We start from the raw sequence: 16,485 nt of genomic DNA on the forward strand, positions 1-16,485 counted from the left end.
GATACCTTTTCTCTTTAAACCAATATCTATTTTCTGATCTAACTAAACTAAATTATGGACAACGGGTTATCATGACGATGGTAACCCGCCCTTTTTTTTAGGGAGTTCAGTCTAATCTTCCCACCAATTTTTTCAATCGCAAGCTAAAGAGAATCGCAGCCACAGCCAGTCCTACCAAAAAGCCGAACCAAATACCAGCAGCACCCATATTCAATCCAAAGGCGCAGCCATAACTAATTGGCAAACCAATCAGCGAATACGACACAAATGCCATGAACATGGGTATTTTTACATCAGACAGGCCACGTAAAGCTGCCAGTAAGGCCACCTGCAAGCCATCAAAAACCTGAAATAAGGCGGCAATTACCAGCAAACCGGCAGCAATGCCAACAACAGTCAAATCTTCGGTAAATAAAAAAGGCAACTGGTGCCGTAACAGGATGAATAGAAGTCCCATAAAAGACATGAAAATCACTACCAGGTGCACCGAGGCAAATACCGTACGGCGCAACAAGCTGAAATTTTGTGCACCAAACTCATGGCTGACATGAATTGTAGTGCCTGCGCCGACTCCGAGGCTAATCATATACGTGAACGAGGCCATCCCCAAGGCCACCTGGTGAGCAGCCAACGGCTCTTTGCCCAACCACCCCATCATTACGGCGCCTAAGCTGAAGGTGAGCACCTCCACAATGATCTGCAACCCAATAGGCAGCCCAACAGATAAAAGCTCGCTAATTTTGGAACGTACGAGCGCAGCTTGCCTGGCAAAACGGAAAATATTTCGGTATTTTTTATTTTTCAGTAAAACCGGAATCAGTAAAACCGGCATCAACAGACGGGAAATCAACGTGGCAATTCCTGCGCCGTTCAGTCCGAGTTCGGGAAACCCATACTTACCGAAAATTAGCAAGTAGTTCAGCACAATATTGACCAGATTTGCAGTCAGCGTAATCATCATGGCAATTTGGGTATTGCCAATTCCCTCAAAAAATTGCTTGAATGAATAAAACATCAGCATTGGCGCCAGGGAAGCCACTAACAGCAAATAGTAGGGAAAAGCAACCTGGGCGACTTCGTTTGGTTGCCCCATTTTGTCAAGAAAAAAACCAACTCCAACCATGGCCAAGGCCACCAGCAAGGCAAAAACCGTATGGATAAAAAATCCATTCCTGAGGTATTCGCCCACTTGCCGATCGTTTTTTTGGCTGAATACTTTCCCCACCAATGGGGTAACTCCCATGGTAACACCGAGACCAAACAACATCCCGATATGAAAAATACTGTTTGAAAATGATGCCGCGGCCAGCTCTGTGGTCCCGGCATGGCCCACCATCATGTTGTCGGCCAGTGAAACAGTTACCTGCCCCACCTGCGACAGGATGACCGGAAAAGCCAAGTTCAGGTTCTTCTTATATAATGGAATGTAATCAGCTATTCTCACGGGATTCTCAATTATTTAATGAAGGGCGGATCACCGGCCCATCTTTCATTTTTGCCGCGCAAAAATAGGTTTAGTTTGAATGACTACAGAGAAAACCAATAGGTAAATTTCAGCATAAAAACATGCCGGGCATTCATACCGAAGATATCGCCAAAACTTTCGGTAACCGATGGCTGGTAAACACGGACATTTTTTGACATCGAACTGTTCCATACCAAGTACACCGTAGATCCTGGGCGAAATTCCCAACGGGCTACCAGGTTCGAATTAAATTCCTGAAAGTTAAAATCCGGATTAGTCAACGTGTACTGCTGGTCTCCATCCGAAAATGTATATTTCGCATTATTCAGATCACCGGTCAACGAAACATACCGCAAATCCAAATTCTTGCTGCTTCCATCGGCAACGCGCCTGAAACGGCTGTACTTTCCTACCGAAGCATAGGGGCTGGCATAATATTGCAGGGAAAGCTCCGGCGTCAGAAAATATTCGACACGCAATGTACTTTCCAGTGTTTTTTGATCAATCTGCCCCACAATATAGCGGGTCGGGCTATCCTCCGTTGACGAAACGCGGCCGGCATATTGGTGAAAATCTGTATTTGTACTGTACACCGTCTTTGATGAAACGCTGAAGTTATCGCTAAGCTGCCAGCTAACCTGAAAAGTGTTAATATTTCGCTCCGAAATGAGGTCGTCGCCCCACACAAAACGGCTGCCAAAAGCCACAAAAAGGTCTTTTGCAGAGTTAGACTGGACAAACAACTCACCGTCCCAGGTTGATTCTTTGTATAATGTGGGACCACCGCGCAATTCGCGGGTATCATACAAACCGAAATCACGCTCCAGGTTATAATGGAGGCTCCACAAGTTTTTAAACCGAAGATAAGCATGAGAGCCGATTTCCTGCTTGTTTTTCTCCCCGCCGTAGCTCCAGGCCGACAGTTGTGTCAACCGGAACCAATAATCGCGTAAAATACCCTTCGGTTTGTTAACCTGGTAACGGAGTTGAACAGATTCTTCCAAGAAGTCGGCCTGGTACATATAGCCCAGGTCGTTCAGATCGACACCCGGCGAACGCCAGCTAAACGAACCGGTTGCCCGGAATTTACCGCTTCGTTTGCCGCCTTGGATTTCACCTCCATGCCCCGATAGACTCGTTCGGGTAGCGTCGTAATCTAAATGACCGGCATCCGGACGTTGAAAATAATGCTGCGAGGCCAGCTGTAACTGGTTGATTGCATCTTCGCTACCATTTACCTGACTGTAAAAGCTTTTCATGCCCAGATAGTATTTCCGTTTGTTCCAGTTGTGCTTGAAATCCAGTCCACCGGCAACAGAAGAAGTTGGTAAAAAATCAAGTTGATCATCCTCAATATTTCTGATTACAGAGGTCATCATTCCTCCCAGCACGGTATTTCCTTCGTTAAAATCCTGCTTGACCCGCCCAACAAAGTAACTTGAAAAAGGCTCAATCGTCTCACGTGATTTTCCGGTCGAACCGTAAATCGAGGCATTCTCACTGGCGGTAAAACTTTGCACAACGCCCAGCGAAAAACCCTTTTTGCTCTTCCCTGTAAGTTTGAGGGCACTGATGATAGATGTATTTTCGGGCATTGAAAGCGCTTCGCTTGCATCGTAGTCGGGCGTATAGCTGGGGGCATGGCCAATTCGGCGTGAATAAAACAACAGGTCGCGTCCCATGCTGTAATCCAGGATGTTGTTTCCTTCGAGAAAGAAAGGGCGTTTTTCGTCATAAAAAACTTCGTATGACGAAAGTGTCAGCACGGAAGGATCGGCTTCAACCTGACCAAAATCAGGATTGATCGTGTAATCCAGTGTAAAATCAGAAGTCAATCCGATTTTGCCATCCATCCCGACACCGTGGGACCACTTGTCTTTCAAATCGGTATTTGGCGAAAATTTTGAATTGGCATACGGCAGGAATTCTAACCGGCGCTTGGGGTTGATGCCATCGATTCCGCGCAATTCGCCAAACAAATACACCATCGCTGGTGCATCTACCGGAATCAGCTTCCACTGGTCTTCTTCCTGCAAACGGTCAATCCATCGCCAGATATGCATTCCCCAGACCTGTTCATCGGCTTTAGCAAAACGCAACTGGCTGAATGGGATACGCATCTCGGCCACCCACATTGAGTCCTGCACCGATGATTTCCCGTCCCACACAGCATCCCAATTGAAATCCCATTCATACGATCCCAGGTGCATTAAATCAAGTTTCTGTCCGGCGGCCGATACATTAAATTCAAAAGCTGTTCGCTTATCAGCATACGAGTCGATGGCAATTCCAGCTATGTCGCCACTGAATTCATCCCGCCGACTTAAAATTGGACGGATTTTTTCAGGTTCGTTATCGTAGCATTTTACCGCAACATACAAGTTGTCGTTGTCATATAGAATGCAGATTTCCGTTTTTTGTGTCGGGGCTGCGGCCTGTAAGGGCTGCTGCTGGATAAAACCACCGCCCCAGTTTCCTGCCAGCCAGCAGGCGTCATCCAGTTGTCCGTCAATCTTTGGTCTTTCGCTCACACGTGTGGCATAATATACTTTTTTATGACTTGCATGTTCATTAACCATCGCATCCGTGGACAAGGAATAGGCAGCTGACGGTTGAGATAAACTTTTCAAGATCAACGAACACAGTAGGCTGAACAAAAACAGGGATCTACGCAAAAACATAATTATTGTTTAGGGTGAGACATACAAATATAAATAATTGAACAAAAATATCAATCATTTTATTTTTTATTTCAGTCCGCATTATTTCAACTGAAAGCATTAACAAATCAAACATTTTTCCTTCAGTTTGGTTTTAATTAGGATTTAAAGGACTTAAAATAATTGTATAGCACAAGTGTTCTAAAACCAAGTTATGAGAAAAATTAATAAGATCCTGGTTGCCAACCGGGGTGAAATTGCGATCCGTATCATGCGCACCTGCCGTGAAATGGATATAGCGACTGTGGCCGTTTTTTCAGATGCCGATCGGACATCCATGCATGTGAGATACGCCGACGAAGCCTTCTATATTGGGCCGGCCCCTTCCAAAGAAAGCTACCTGAATGCTGAAAAAATTATCGACGTTGCCCTGAAATCAAAAGCTGATGCCATCCATCCGGGCTATGGTTTCTTATCCGAAAATGCTGCTTTTGCGCGGCTCTGCAAGAAGAACCAATTGATATTTATCGGCCCTTCGCCTGAAGTAATTGATAAGATGGGCGATAAAATCGAAGCCCGTAAGGCCATGATTGCTGCCGGTGTCCCGGTTGTACCGGGCACTACCGAAGCCATTCAATCGGAAGAGGAAGCTTTGAAAACCATCAGCCAAATAGGTTTGCCGGTGATGATCAAGGCCTCGGCCGGAGGCGGCGGAAAGGGTATGCGCCTGGTGAAGGAAGAACGTGAAATCCTGTCATCGGTGCGGGCAGCCCGCTCCGAAGCACTGGCCGCTTTTGGCGACGATGCGGTTTACGTCGAAAAGTATGTCAGCTCGCCGCACCACATCGAATTTCAGGTGATGGGCGACCGGCATGGCAACGTGGTTCACCTTTTTGAGCGAGAATGCTCCATACAGCGCCGCCACCAAAAAATGGTAGAGGAAACCCCATCGCCGCTGATGACGCCCGAACTCCGCCAGCAAATGGGCAAACACGCCGTAGATGCAGCCAAGGCCGTACATTATGTGGGCGCTGGCACCATCGAGTTTTTGGTGGATAACCAGCTGAATTATTACTTCCTCGAAATGAATACCCGTTTGCAGGTTGAGCATCCGATTACGGAACGCGTTACCGGCGTTGACCTGGTAAAACATCAGATTTTGGTGGCCGAAGGCCGGGAACTACTACTGAAACAGGAAAACCTGAAGCAACAAGGCCACGCCATTGAATGCCGGATTTATGCCGAAGACCCGGATAATAATTTTATGCCCTGCCCCGGACGCATCCACACCATTACACAACCGCTGGGGCTGGGCGTGCGCACAGATGGCTATGTGTATGAAGGTTATGAAATTCCGATCCATTACGACCCGATGATTTCGAAACTGATTGTTTGGGCCGAAAACCGGCAGGAAGCAATCCAGCGCATGCGACGGGCCTTGTACGAATACAAAATCACCGGTGTAAAAACGTCCATCAAATTTCTGGAGCAAATTATGGACGCCAATGATTTTAAAGAAGGCATGTACGACACCAATTTCATCGAAAAAAATAAAGAGAAACTGGTACAAAAAGGCTCCTGTGAAAAGGACTGCCAGGATATGGTAATCATTGCCACCTATATCGATTACTTTAACCGGCTGAACAAGGTGATACCCACCAAACAGCTTAATCCGGTAGAAAACCGCTGGAAAAAATATACTTATCAAAAAAACTTTGATCGTTTGTAAAACAATATCCCATTATGCCAATAGAAATTAAACTGGATGATCGAATTGCCAAAGTCAAGGTACTGAATCAAAACGAGAATCTCCTGGAAATCATGGTCGATGACAAAATTTACCAGGTTGACCTGATGCATAACGATGAAGGCACGTTTTCCATCCTGGTAAACAACCAGTCGCACAACATTTCGCTGGTACCTTCATCAAAGCCCAAAGCATACACCGCTTACACGTATTACAACACCTACGACCTGGAAGTGATTGACGCCGAAAGCCGCTACATCCGCAACCGCGGCGAAGGGACCATTGCGCAAAGTGACAGAAAAATCACCGCCCCCATGCCCGGAAAAATTGTTCATGTTTTGGTCGAAGCCGGACAGGAGGTAATTAAAGGGCAAACAGCCGTCATTATTTCGGCCATGAAAATGGAAAGCGAATACAAAGTTGCCCACGACGGCGTAGTGAAAAAAGTGAATGTAAAAGCAGGCGACACAGTGGAATCAAATCAGGTATTAATTGAAATTGAGTAATAGAATTGCTATGGATTTAAAAGCTAAGTTTGAACATTTTGAAACGATAAATAAGGTTGCCGAAGCAGGCGGCGGACAAGAACGCATTGAAAAACAACATGCAGCCGGAAAAAAAACAGCACGCGAGCGCATCCTGGATTTACTTGACCCGGGAACGTTCAACGAAATAGACAAGCTGGTAACCCACCGGGCTACCGATTTTGGGATTGACAAAACCAAGATCCCCGGTGACGGTGTCGTTACGGGGTATGGAAAAATCAATGGACGTCTGGTTTATATCTTTGCCCAGGATTTCACCGTGTTTGGAGGCACCATGAGCCGTTCCAATGCCGACAAAATTGTCAAGATTCAGGAGCTGGCCGTCAAGATGGGCAAGCCGCTCATTGGACTGAACGACTCCGGCGGCGCCCGTATTCAGGAAGGTGTACAAAGTCTGGCCGGATATGCCGACATCTTTTATAACAATGTGATTTCATCTGGTGTCATCCCTCAAATCAGCGTAATTCTGGGGCCATGTGCCGGAGGAGCAGTCTATTCCCCTGCCCTCACCGATTTCATTTTTATGGTGAACGAAACCAGCCACATGTTTGTCACTGGCCCCGAAGTGATCAAAACGGTCACCCACGAGGATGTGAGCAAAGAAGACCTTGGCGGCGCAGTCGCGCACACCAGCAAAAGCGGCGTGGCCCATTTCAACGGCGAAAACGAAGAGCAAACCCTGATGATGGTGCGCGAGCTGATGAGTTTTCTCCCGCTGAACAACATGGAAGAGCCCGTTGCTAAAATCCCCACCGATCCGATTGACAGGTTTATTGGTGAGCTGAATGAAATTGTCCCGGTGGACCCGAACAAACCATACGATATGAAAGACATCATTTACAAAATTGTGGATGATGAGCATTTTCTGGAAGTTCAGCCGCATTATGCCGCCAACATTATTGTTGGTTTTGCCCGTTTTGGCGGACGGTCGGTAGGTATTGTTGCCAATCAGCCCGCACATCTTGCCGGCGTGCTCGACATCAATTCGTCAGCAAAAGCTGCCCGTTTTGTCCGTTTTTGCGATGCCTTCAACATTCCGTTGGTCACGTTGGTGGATGTTCCCGGCTTTTTACCCGGCACCCAGCAAGAGTTTGGCGGCATTATCAAACACGGTGCTAAACTGCTCTATGCCTTTGCCGAAGCCACTGTTCCCAAAGTCACCGTCATCACCCGGAAAGCTTATGGTGGCGCCTATGATGTAATGTCGAGCAAGCATATCGGCGCCGACGTAAATTACGCCTTTCCTACTGCCGAGATCGCGGTGATGGGGCCTGAAGGAGCGATCAACATCCTTCACCGCAATAAAATGGACGATGAAGAAAAGGCACAGGCCGTGGAAGAATACCGCGATACCTTTGCCAATCCTTACCGGGCCGCTTCGCTGGGCTACATCGATGAAATAATTTATCCGAAAGACACTCGAATCAAAATTATCAATGCACTGGAAATGACCCAGGACAAACGCAAATCGAACCTGCCGCGCAAGCACGGAAATATCCCCCTGTAGTTTAATCGTCTTTCCCGTGATTCACCGGGTGACTCGAAATCACCCGGTGAAAAAGTATAAGCCAACCTATAACATTTTTTAAGATTTCGGTTTGCGTCAAACCGGGCGATTTTATTATTTTCGAAACCGCTAAAAAAACCACGGTGCATTTCGTTTCTGAAATCAGAGCGATGCATCCCAAAAATCATCCTCTAAATTTTAAAATGATGAAAACAAGACAATTGAAAATTAGTGAGCTATTGCGAAAAGGCATGTTGCCCATTACTTTAATTTTATTGATTTTTTCTTCATGTTCAACAAAAAAACCCAACAGCCGGGTGGTACTCAACAAACAATACAAAGATGAAATTCTGGCTGGTCGCGAAGATTTGAAAATGCACCTGATTACAGCGTCCACTACCGGAATATCGGTTGCAGTTTCAATTGACGGGGAAATGGTCTGGTCTGAAGGAATGGGCTACGCGGACAAAGAGGTGCTGGCGCCAGCAAAGCCCGAAACTAAATTCCGCATCGGTAGAACCACTCACATGCTCACGGCCATGCTGATTGCCAAGCTTCAGGAGGAAGGAAAACTGAACGTACAAGATTCTTTTTACAAATACATTCCCGAATTCCCGAAAAAACAATTCGATTTTAACTTGTACCAGCTGGGAGTATATTCAGCTGGATTTAACGAAGACGAACTAAGTAAACTGGCTACTCATGAGGAATATATAAACCTGAAAGAATATATTCAATCGCAGGCAACCGACACGCTGGCCTATCCACCAAACGAATATTATGCCGTCTCGGATTACGGCATGGCCATGCTGGGTATTCTGGCCGAAGATATTACCGAAACCAACTTTGCCAAGTTGATGAAAGAAACCATTCTGGACACCCTGGGATTGCACGAAACGGTTATTGACAATCCCCTGTTAATCACCGAAAACCGGGCAGCTCCGTACTACCAAAACTACATTGCACAGGTGGTAAATGCCCCCGCCATTGATCTGCGTTATTGTGCTCCGGCACATGGTTACCTGTCAACTGCCGACGACCTGAATAAGCTAGGCCAGGCCATTCTGAAAGCTGGTTTTTTTTCGCAGGAAAGCCTGGATTTGTTTTTCACCAAAAATGTATTGAACAATGGCTTCGAAACCAACCGAGGATTTGGCTGGTGGATTAGTGAAGATATGGCGGGACGGAAAATTTATGTTCAGGCCGGCTCAACAGTTGGCGGTAGCTCCATGCTGGCTGTCTACCCGGAACAAAAGTTGGTGGTTAGCCTTTGCGCCAATATCAGTGATGATCTTGGGCAATTACCTGGACAAAAAATTGCCAACACATTTTTGGCAAAAATAGATCCCCGGAAACAGCCGGAGGAACCGGTCAGCAAAGAAGAAAAACCAACATCGAACGAGTAAAGGTTGCAATGGAAAAACTGACCGAAGGACATTTTACAAACAGCGTCACTGCTCACATGCATGGCGCTTTTTTTTTGTACCAATCAATCCCCGGCTCCTGAACGGAGCGGATAAAACCAGGACTACAAAGAGCCACGCAAAATTAACCGCGGCGGAAGCTTTTCAAAGATCTTTTCCTTGCTTTCTGTGAAACGAGCGGCTTTTTTTCCCATCTCATTAAAATCGACCGAAATGACGGTGATGCCTGAGCCAACAATCTCCTTCATAGGGGTATCGTTGTACGAAATCAGCCCCACATCGACACCCAATTTCAGACCTTGCTGCTTGCATGCTTTGATGATGTACACCAGGTCGTCTTCCTTAATAACCAAATAAGCTTGCCCGGCACGGATCGGATGCTGGTCGATCTTTCTGACCACATCGTGTTTCAGCTGGTTCGTCTGACAAAACTCGTTAAAAGCCTGGATAATTTCAGATGGGTGAGGTGTGCTGTCCGGGAAAACCAGGTTGAACTCGTCGTATTTCGAAATTTTCTCCAATCCTTCATGCAGGCAGCTCATGGCGCCCAGGTAAAAATCCTGCGTGAGATACGAAATATCAGGACTGTCGGGCATGCCCATATCCAAAATCAGCAATTTGTTGGGATCAATTTTGCGCACTACCTCTTCCATACGCTGATTGCGAATATTCATTACCAAATACATGCTGTAGCGACCCAGGCTGTTCAGGATCAACTGCTCGAAAACGTCGGGGTTGTAGTGGTGAAACAGTAGGTCAACCGCATAATTTTCGGGCAAGCTGTTCCGAAAACTACTGTAAAGTTGCTCTTTAAACGCGCTAAAATCATCAAGCAGCATCATCACCTTAAACGAAACAGAATTAATAAAGTAGCCTTTCGTGGGGGTAGATGAAATTATGCTGCGTTGTTTCAGAATGGAATATGCCTTAAAAATAGTATCGCGCGAAAGCCCGCTGTCTTTGCTCAGTTTGTTGACCGACGGCAAAAAATCACCTTCTTTTAATTCACCATTGCTGATAGCCTCGTTGATGGCATGGATCAGTTGCTGTAACTTAGTTTGAGCAGACGATCCGTCGATATGAAAAATAAAGCTCATGAAAGAGGAAAGTTTAGTATAGCAAAAAGCCTGAATTGCCTCTGCAATTCAGGCCTATAAACCCAACAACTTATCTGAATATAGTAGAAAAACGTCAATGACCTGAGAAGGACATTAACTGAAATTCCAGCGAAGCAACACGTTTCCGCAGCTTCAATATTCGGTTCAAAAATAGCAATTCTGCCGGGAAAATCTAAACCATTTCCAATAGCCTTCCCAAAAACTTCAACACTCAAATGGCTTGTACATTCCGGCATCATGTGCAGCGTTTGTTTATTCGTAGCGGAAATGGACAGTATAAGTCCGGTAGCCATAAATACCAATGATAACAAAACAAACCAGGGGCATAACAAAGGAAACATTTACAGCCGGCATTGAGAATACGGTTTCCATATCGATGATGAAGGCCTGGAGTTTTGGAAGGAACGTCCCCCCAACAATGGACATGATCAACCCGGCTGCGCCAAATTTGGCATCCTCGCCCATCCCGCGCAGGGCAATCCCGTAAATAGTGGGAAACATCAGCGACATGCAGGCCGAAATACCCACCAAACAATACAAGCCGTGAATATCCTGAAAGAAAATAGTACCAAACGACAGGGCAATACCGCCCAACGAAAGAGCAAGCAACAAGCGGCCCGGCGAAATATATTTCAACAGGAAAGTACAAATAAAGCGTGAAACCAGGAAAATGGCCATGGCCACGATGTTGTACATCTGGGCTTCTTGAGCTCCGGCCCCGGCTGTCATACCGTATTGCTCCATAAAAATACGTTGTCCGTATTGTACAATAAATGTCCAGCACATGATTTGTGCCCCTACGTAAAACAGTTGCGCAACCACCCCTTCCCAGTAACGTTTTACTTTCAGCAGGTTTTTAACCGCGCCGAAAAAGTTCAGTCGATGATCCGAATGCTCGTGCCGGGGCATTTTGGCGAACAGAATTATGAAGAACATCACAATAATGACCCCGCCAATGGCAATATACGGCGAACTTAAAATGTGCAGATCATTAGCTTTGATGGCTTCAAACTGGTCGGGCGATAGCAAGGCACGCTCTTCGGCCCCGCGCGGGTCGAGCCGTGCCTGGATAAAAGTTTTGGCCACAAACATACCGGTAATCGACCCCATTGGGTTGAAGGCCTGCGCAAAGTTCAGGCGGCGCGTAGCGGTACTGTCGGGCCCCATGAACAAAATGTACGGGTTCGCGCTTGTTTCGAGGAACGAGAGCCCGCAAGTCATCACAAAATAGGCAATCAAAAACGGGTAATACAAGCCGATAAAGCTGGCCGGAATAAACATCAGTGCCCCGGTGGCATACAGCCCCAATCCCATCAGAATGCCTGATTTGTAAGAATACCTGCGGATGAAAAAAGCAGCCGGAAAAGCCATGGCCCCGTAACCGCCGTAAAAAACAACCTGCACCCAGGTCCCACCGCCAACACCCATGTTGAAAATCCGCGAAAATGCTTCCACCATGGGGTTGGTAATATCATTGGCAAAGCCCCAAAGAGCAAAGCAGCTGGTAATTAAAATAAACGGAATCAGATATTCCGTTGGAATGACACGTTCTTTCGTTTTCACAAGTAATTAGTTTAGTTTATTTGTATTAGTTAGACTATTAATAAATTAATCAAATGCTTCTTTTATGGTTTGAAGGGAAACGCCCAGAATTTTCTGCGAAATCCGGTTCAGGTCATCTTCACTCCCTTCAAAATGATAGGTCCGCTGTACATGAAACCTGGCCTCGCCAACTTGCAGTGCAAGCGCTTCTGACGAAGACTCCAGTTCATAAAAAGGACCGAGTTGCGCACCGTTTCCCAGAGGACCGTCATTGTAGGCATTGATCACATCGCCTTTAAACGGTTCCTGCTGGCATTCTTCCCATTCAGAATTGACATAGGCCGTTGCCTCCGGGTTAATGGTCGTTTCCAGAATGGTCAGGCAACGATTCTGTGTATCATAACTGCCCAAGACCGGCAAGGCTCTTTCGGGCGAAATGCCAATTTTGCTGCGCTGTTTCCCATCGGCTTTAAAAAAGGCCACACCATCAGCAATTTTTAGACGATCAGCCGGAATGTTGCCAAAATAATCATCTTTTACTTTGGGCCCAGTACCTTCTTTTTTGAATGGCACCACAATCGTTACTCCCGGCGAAGGATTGTACATCGAAAGCATCCAGATGGACAGCAGGCCCGTTTGGCGGTTCCAATCCTGTTCACCCGTGTTTTTCACCTGGTTCAGCGATTCGTAGGCAACTGACTTAACAGAAGGACCTATTTCAACCTTCAGGATATCGGCTATCTCGTCGGGGAAAATTATGCCCACACGGCGGGTGACAGCTAACTTAAATTTGGTTCCAGAATAATTTTTCAGGGAAAATTCCTTGTAAAAAGTGGCCATTTCCGGCATCACTTCCTGAACTTCCCAAGGCATGATATCTAAGGCAGCGGGAACTTTCCAGTTCGCCATCTGCATGGGTTTTCCTTCTTCAAAATAGACCGAAAACTGCCCGCCTTCGGGCCCGAGCCAAAAACGTTCCTCACCTCCAAAGGCATTAAACTGTTCCGACCGGTTGTCCGATTTTAGCAGTTCGTGGTTGACCCAGCCAAACGAAAACCCCTCTTTTCCTGAGGTCGTACTGGTCATTACCCGCCCTTGTAATTCAGGGGCCAGCACTACCCGCGAAGATTCCGCAACCAGTTCGATGGTAGAAAACTTTTCCTGAATGATTTGGAAATCGTACCCGTACTGTCCTTTTTTAAACGGCATAGTCTCATTTTTATCAGCGACATAGCACCCTGCAAGCCCTGTCGCAATGGACAAGGCTGCAAGGGGCACTAAAGATATTGATATTGTTTTAAAATTCATGAACCGCTAACCGAAAAGCGGGCCATACGTTTGGCAAGCTTTATAATCAGCAGCTTCTTTTTCGCTTCCGAACGAAGCCCAGGCACTGGGCCTGAAAATATCCTTTTCATCCACATTGTGCATCGAAACCGGAATGCGCAGAATGGATGCCAGCGTGATCAGGTCGGCGCCAATATGCCCAAACGAAATAGCACCATGATTGGCGCCCCAATTGGCCATTACTTCATAAACATCTTTGAAGGCACCTTTTCCGGTAACCCGGGGCACAAACCAAGTGGTTGGCCAGGTTGGGTTGGTGCGAACATCCAATGTTTTATGAATATCTTCGGGCAATTCGACAGTCCATCCTTCGGCAATTTGCAACACCGGGCCCAAACCTTTCACCAGGTTTACCCGCGACATGGTTACCGGCATTTGCCCGGAAGTTTTAAATTGAGAAGAATAACCGCCACCACGGAAATAACCTAAATCGGCCGGGCACCAACTCGTGTTGTCCAGACAAGCTTTCGCATCTTCCTCGGTTACTTCCCAATAAGGTTTCATTACCGGGTTGCCATTGGCATCCTTTTGTTGCGCAGTGGCATCCAAAGTTGTCGAACCCGAGTTGATCAGGTGGATGATACCGTCTTTAGCCAAACCGGTCAGTTCTTTTCCGGTTACGCGTTTCACCGCCTCGGGGCTCCAGAAGGTACGCACATCGGAGAAGATTTGCGCGGTATTGGTGAGTAAATGGCCAAAGAGCATGGGCACCGCGTTCAGACTATCGTTTTCGGTAGCAAACACAAAAGCTTCGCGAATTCCGTTCCAGTCGAACGATGAATTGAGAATAGCCTCTGTGAAGTCAGCATTCGGGTAGTAATCTGTCCATTGCCGTTGTCCCTGAAATCCACCGGTGATCGCATTGTGACCTTTCGACTCTTCGCCAAAACCCATCTCGGCCAGTTTCGGGTTGCCAATCATCAGGTCGCGGCATATCAAGGTCATTTTCACCACAATCTCCCACTCCCAGTCTTTCCGTTCCCGGCTTGACTGCTTGTCTGCCGCATTCCAATCATCTCCCTCCTGACAGTTTTCTTTCACCCAGGCGAGTGCTTTTTGGTATTCTTCTTTGTCATAAATGCCCTCTTCCATGCGGCGGATCAACTCAACCGATTCCACAAACTCAGTACGCATGCCCAGGTATTCCTGGAAAAAATTGGCATCCACCATCGAGCCGGCAATCCCCATCGACGTGTAGCCGATAGACAGGTACGACTTACCTTTCATTTGAGCCGAAGCCAGGGCGGCTTTAATAAAACGCAATATCTTGGTTTGAACATCCTGAGGGATAGTGGTGTCGTCGGCATCCTGCACATCGCGGCCGTAAATGCCAAACGCAGGCAATCCTTTTTGCGTGTATCCGGCCAGGGCGGCAGCCAGGTAAACAGCCCCCGGACGCTCTGTCCCGTTAAAACCCCAAACGGCTTTCGGAATCAGCGGGTCGCTGTCCATTACTTCGGTACCATAACACCAGCAAGGTGTTACTGTGAGCGATACGCCTACCCCTTCGCGATTGAACTTATCGGCACAACGGGCAGCATCGGCCACTCCGCCTATGGTGGTGTCTGCAATCACACATTCGACCTTTTCACCCGAAGGAAACCGCAGGTTTTCTTCAATCAGTTTAGCAGCGGCTTTGGCCATGTTCATAGTTTGCACTTCCAGCGATTCACGCACACCGCGTTCGCGTCCATCAATCACAGGACGAATACCTACTTTGGGCAAACGTCCGATTAAACGATTCTTCATTTTATACGGTTTTTGATCTGTTATTGTATTGTGCTGTACTGTGCTGCTAAATTAGAAAGATTTCTTTACCCTCTTTTATGTTGGTGAACATGTTTTAAAAAGTTAGATTTGTGAAGAACCAAGACTTTTTCGATGAAGAGCTTCAAACTAAAATTACACTGGCAGATCTTGATTGCCTTGATCATAGCTGTTTTCTGGGGTTATTTTTTTCGCGAACAGATTCACCTCATCAGTTGGATGGGCGATTTGTTTTTACGTGCGCTGAAGATGATCATCATCCCACTTATTTTTAGCTCGATTGTGAGCGGCGTAACCAGCATGGGGAATGGTAAAAACCTGGGAAGGTTGGGTTTAAAGACGATTTCGTACTACATGCTCACTTCGTTGTTTGCTATTTTAACCGGTCTGTTTTTGGTCAATCTGATCCGTCCCGGCGTTGGCGTTGACCTTGGTTTTGCCGCGCCGGTAGATGGTTTGGTCAACGACACCAAATCGGTGAAAGACATTTTCATTCGGATGATACCCGAGAATATTATCAGCGCCATGGTTGAAGGGAATATCCTGGCCATTATTTTCTTTTCCATCCTTTTCGGCTTTTTTATCAACAAAGTCAGGGCTGATTATCAGCAAACATTAACCAGCTTCTTTGATGGTTTCTTTGAGGTGATGATGAAAATAACCCTGTTTATCATTCGTTTTACACCGTTGGGTATTCTAGGAATTGTTGCGAAGGAGGTTGGGCGTAATGCCGAACAATTGGGAGCCATTGCCGGGAGTATGGCCATTTACATGCTGACTGTAATCGTCGCGCTGACCGTTCATGCATTTGTAACCTTGCCGGCCATTGTGAAGTTTGTCGGTAAAGCGCATCCATACAGGCACTTGAAAAATATGATCACTCCTCTGCTCACCGCATTTTCCACCTCTTCATCCAGCGCCACCCTGCCGTTAACGATTGATGCCGTTGAAAATGAAAGTGGCGTATCAAACAAGATTACCAGTTTTACCTTGCCTTTGGGGGCCACTATCAACATGGACGGAACCGCTTTATACGAATGTGTGGCGGCCATGTTTATTGCGCAGGTTTACGGGGTGGATTTGAGTTTCGGACAACAGGCGCTGGTAGTGGTAACCGCCTTGCTGGCCTCGATTGGCGCAGCCGGCATCCCCATGGCCGGCCTGGTGATGATTACCATTATTTTAACTGCTGTGAACCTGCCGCTGGAAGGTGTAGGATTGATCCTGGCCGTTGATCGTGTGCTGGACATGTACCGCACGTCGGTAAACGTTTGGAGCGACAGTTGTGGCGCCGTCATAATTGCAAAGAGCGAGGGAGAAACAACCCTTGTCTAACCCCGGCCAGAGGAAGTTCTTCAAGCAG

The 16,485-nt window shown here is 46.9% G+C and carries 11 protein-coding genes; 5 read left to right on the forward strand and 6 right to left on the reverse strand.

Features of this window, described 5'->3' with window-relative positions:
• Positions 1 to 106: 106 nt before the first annotated feature.
• On the reverse strand, positions 107 to 1,444 hold the full coding sequence (locus N2K84_RS05635) for an MATE family efflux transporter (RefSeq protein WP_282590810.1): 1,338 nt from the start codon (positions 1,442 to 1,444) through the stop codon (positions 107 to 109).
• 83 nt (positions 1,445 to 1,527) lie between these two features.
• A complete protein-coding gene (locus N2K84_RS05640) occupies positions 1,528 to 4,095 on the reverse strand; it encodes a DUF5916 domain-containing protein (protein WP_282590811.1) in 2,568 nt (855 codons plus the stop codon).
• A gap of 244 nt (positions 4,096 to 4,339) precedes the next feature.
• On the opposite strand from N2K84_RS05640, the gene accC reads away from it, so the two are divergent.
• The 4 genes from accC to N2K84_RS05660 all read left to right on the forward strand — a co-directional run bounded on the left by accC (position 4,340) and on the right by N2K84_RS05660 (position 9,330).
• Entirely contained in the window at positions 4,340 to 5,854 is a 1,515-nt protein-coding gene (gene accC, locus N2K84_RS05645) for an acetyl-CoA carboxylase biotin carboxylase subunit (protein ID WP_282590812.1), read from the forward strand.
• A gap of 14 nt (positions 5,855 to 5,868) precedes the next feature.
• Positions 5,869 to 6,378, forward strand: a complete 510-nt coding sequence (locus N2K84_RS05650) for an acyl-CoA carboxylase biotin carboxyl carrier protein subunit (protein ID WP_282590813.1) — start codon at positions 5,869 to 5,871, stop codon at positions 6,376 to 6,378.
• A 10-nt stretch (positions 6,379 to 6,388) separates the two neighbouring features.
• Positions 6,389 to 7,924: an acyl-CoA carboxylase subunit beta gene (locus tag N2K84_RS05655; protein ID WP_282590814.1), complete on the forward strand. Its 1,536-nt coding sequence runs from the start codon at positions 6,389 to 6,391 to the stop codon at positions 7,922 to 7,924.
• A gap of 203 nt (positions 7,925 to 8,127) precedes the next feature.
• The gene (locus N2K84_RS05660; RefSeq protein WP_282590815.1) at positions 8,128 to 9,330 is read left to right on the forward strand and encodes a serine hydrolase domain-containing protein; all 1,203 of its coding nucleotides are present in this window, start codon (positions 8,128 to 8,130) and stop codon (positions 9,328 to 9,330) included.
• 122 nt (positions 9,331 to 9,452) lie between these two features.
• On the opposite strand, the gene N2K84_RS05665 is transcribed toward N2K84_RS05660, so the two are convergent.
• From N2K84_RS05665 to N2K84_RS05680, 4 genes are all read right to left on the reverse strand, one after another.
• The gene (locus N2K84_RS05665; RefSeq protein ID WP_282590816.1) at positions 9,453 to 10,445 is read right to left on the reverse strand and encodes a GntR family transcriptional regulator; all 993 of its coding nucleotides are present in this window, start codon (positions 10,443 to 10,445) and stop codon (positions 9,453 to 9,455) included.
• Positions 10,446 to 10,718: 273 nt separating this feature from the next.
• Positions 10,719 to 12,029, reverse strand: coding sequence for an L-fucose:H+ symporter permease (fucP, locus tag N2K84_RS05670; protein ID WP_282590817.1), 1,311 nt, complete (start codon positions 12,027 to 12,029; stop codon positions 10,719 to 10,721).
• Between the two features lie 45 nt (positions 12,030 to 12,074).
• Positions 12,075 to 13,217: a DUF6786 family protein gene (locus N2K84_RS05675; protein ID WP_282590818.1), complete on the reverse strand. Its 1,143-nt coding sequence runs from the start codon at positions 13,215 to 13,217 to the stop codon at positions 12,075 to 12,077.
• A 105-nt stretch (positions 13,218 to 13,322) separates the two neighbouring features.
• A complete protein-coding gene (locus N2K84_RS05680) occupies positions 13,323 to 15,104 on the reverse strand; it encodes an L-fucose isomerase (protein ID WP_282590819.1) in 1,782 nt (593 codons plus the stop codon).
• A gap of 132 nt (positions 15,105 to 15,236) precedes the next feature.
• On the opposite strand from N2K84_RS05680, the gene N2K84_RS05685 reads away from it, so the two are divergent.
• Positions 15,237 to 16,457: a dicarboxylate/amino acid:cation symporter gene (locus N2K84_RS05685; RefSeq protein ID WP_282590820.1), complete on the forward strand. Its 1,221-nt coding sequence runs from the start codon at positions 15,237 to 15,239 to the stop codon at positions 16,455 to 16,457.
• Positions 16,458 to 16,485 lie beyond the last annotated feature (28 nt).

This window comes from Gaoshiqia sediminis, from assembly GCF_025907915.1.
Classification (GTDB): domain Bacteria; phylum Bacteroidota; class Bacteroidia; order Bacteroidales; family Prolixibacteraceae; genus Gaoshiqia; species Gaoshiqia sediminis.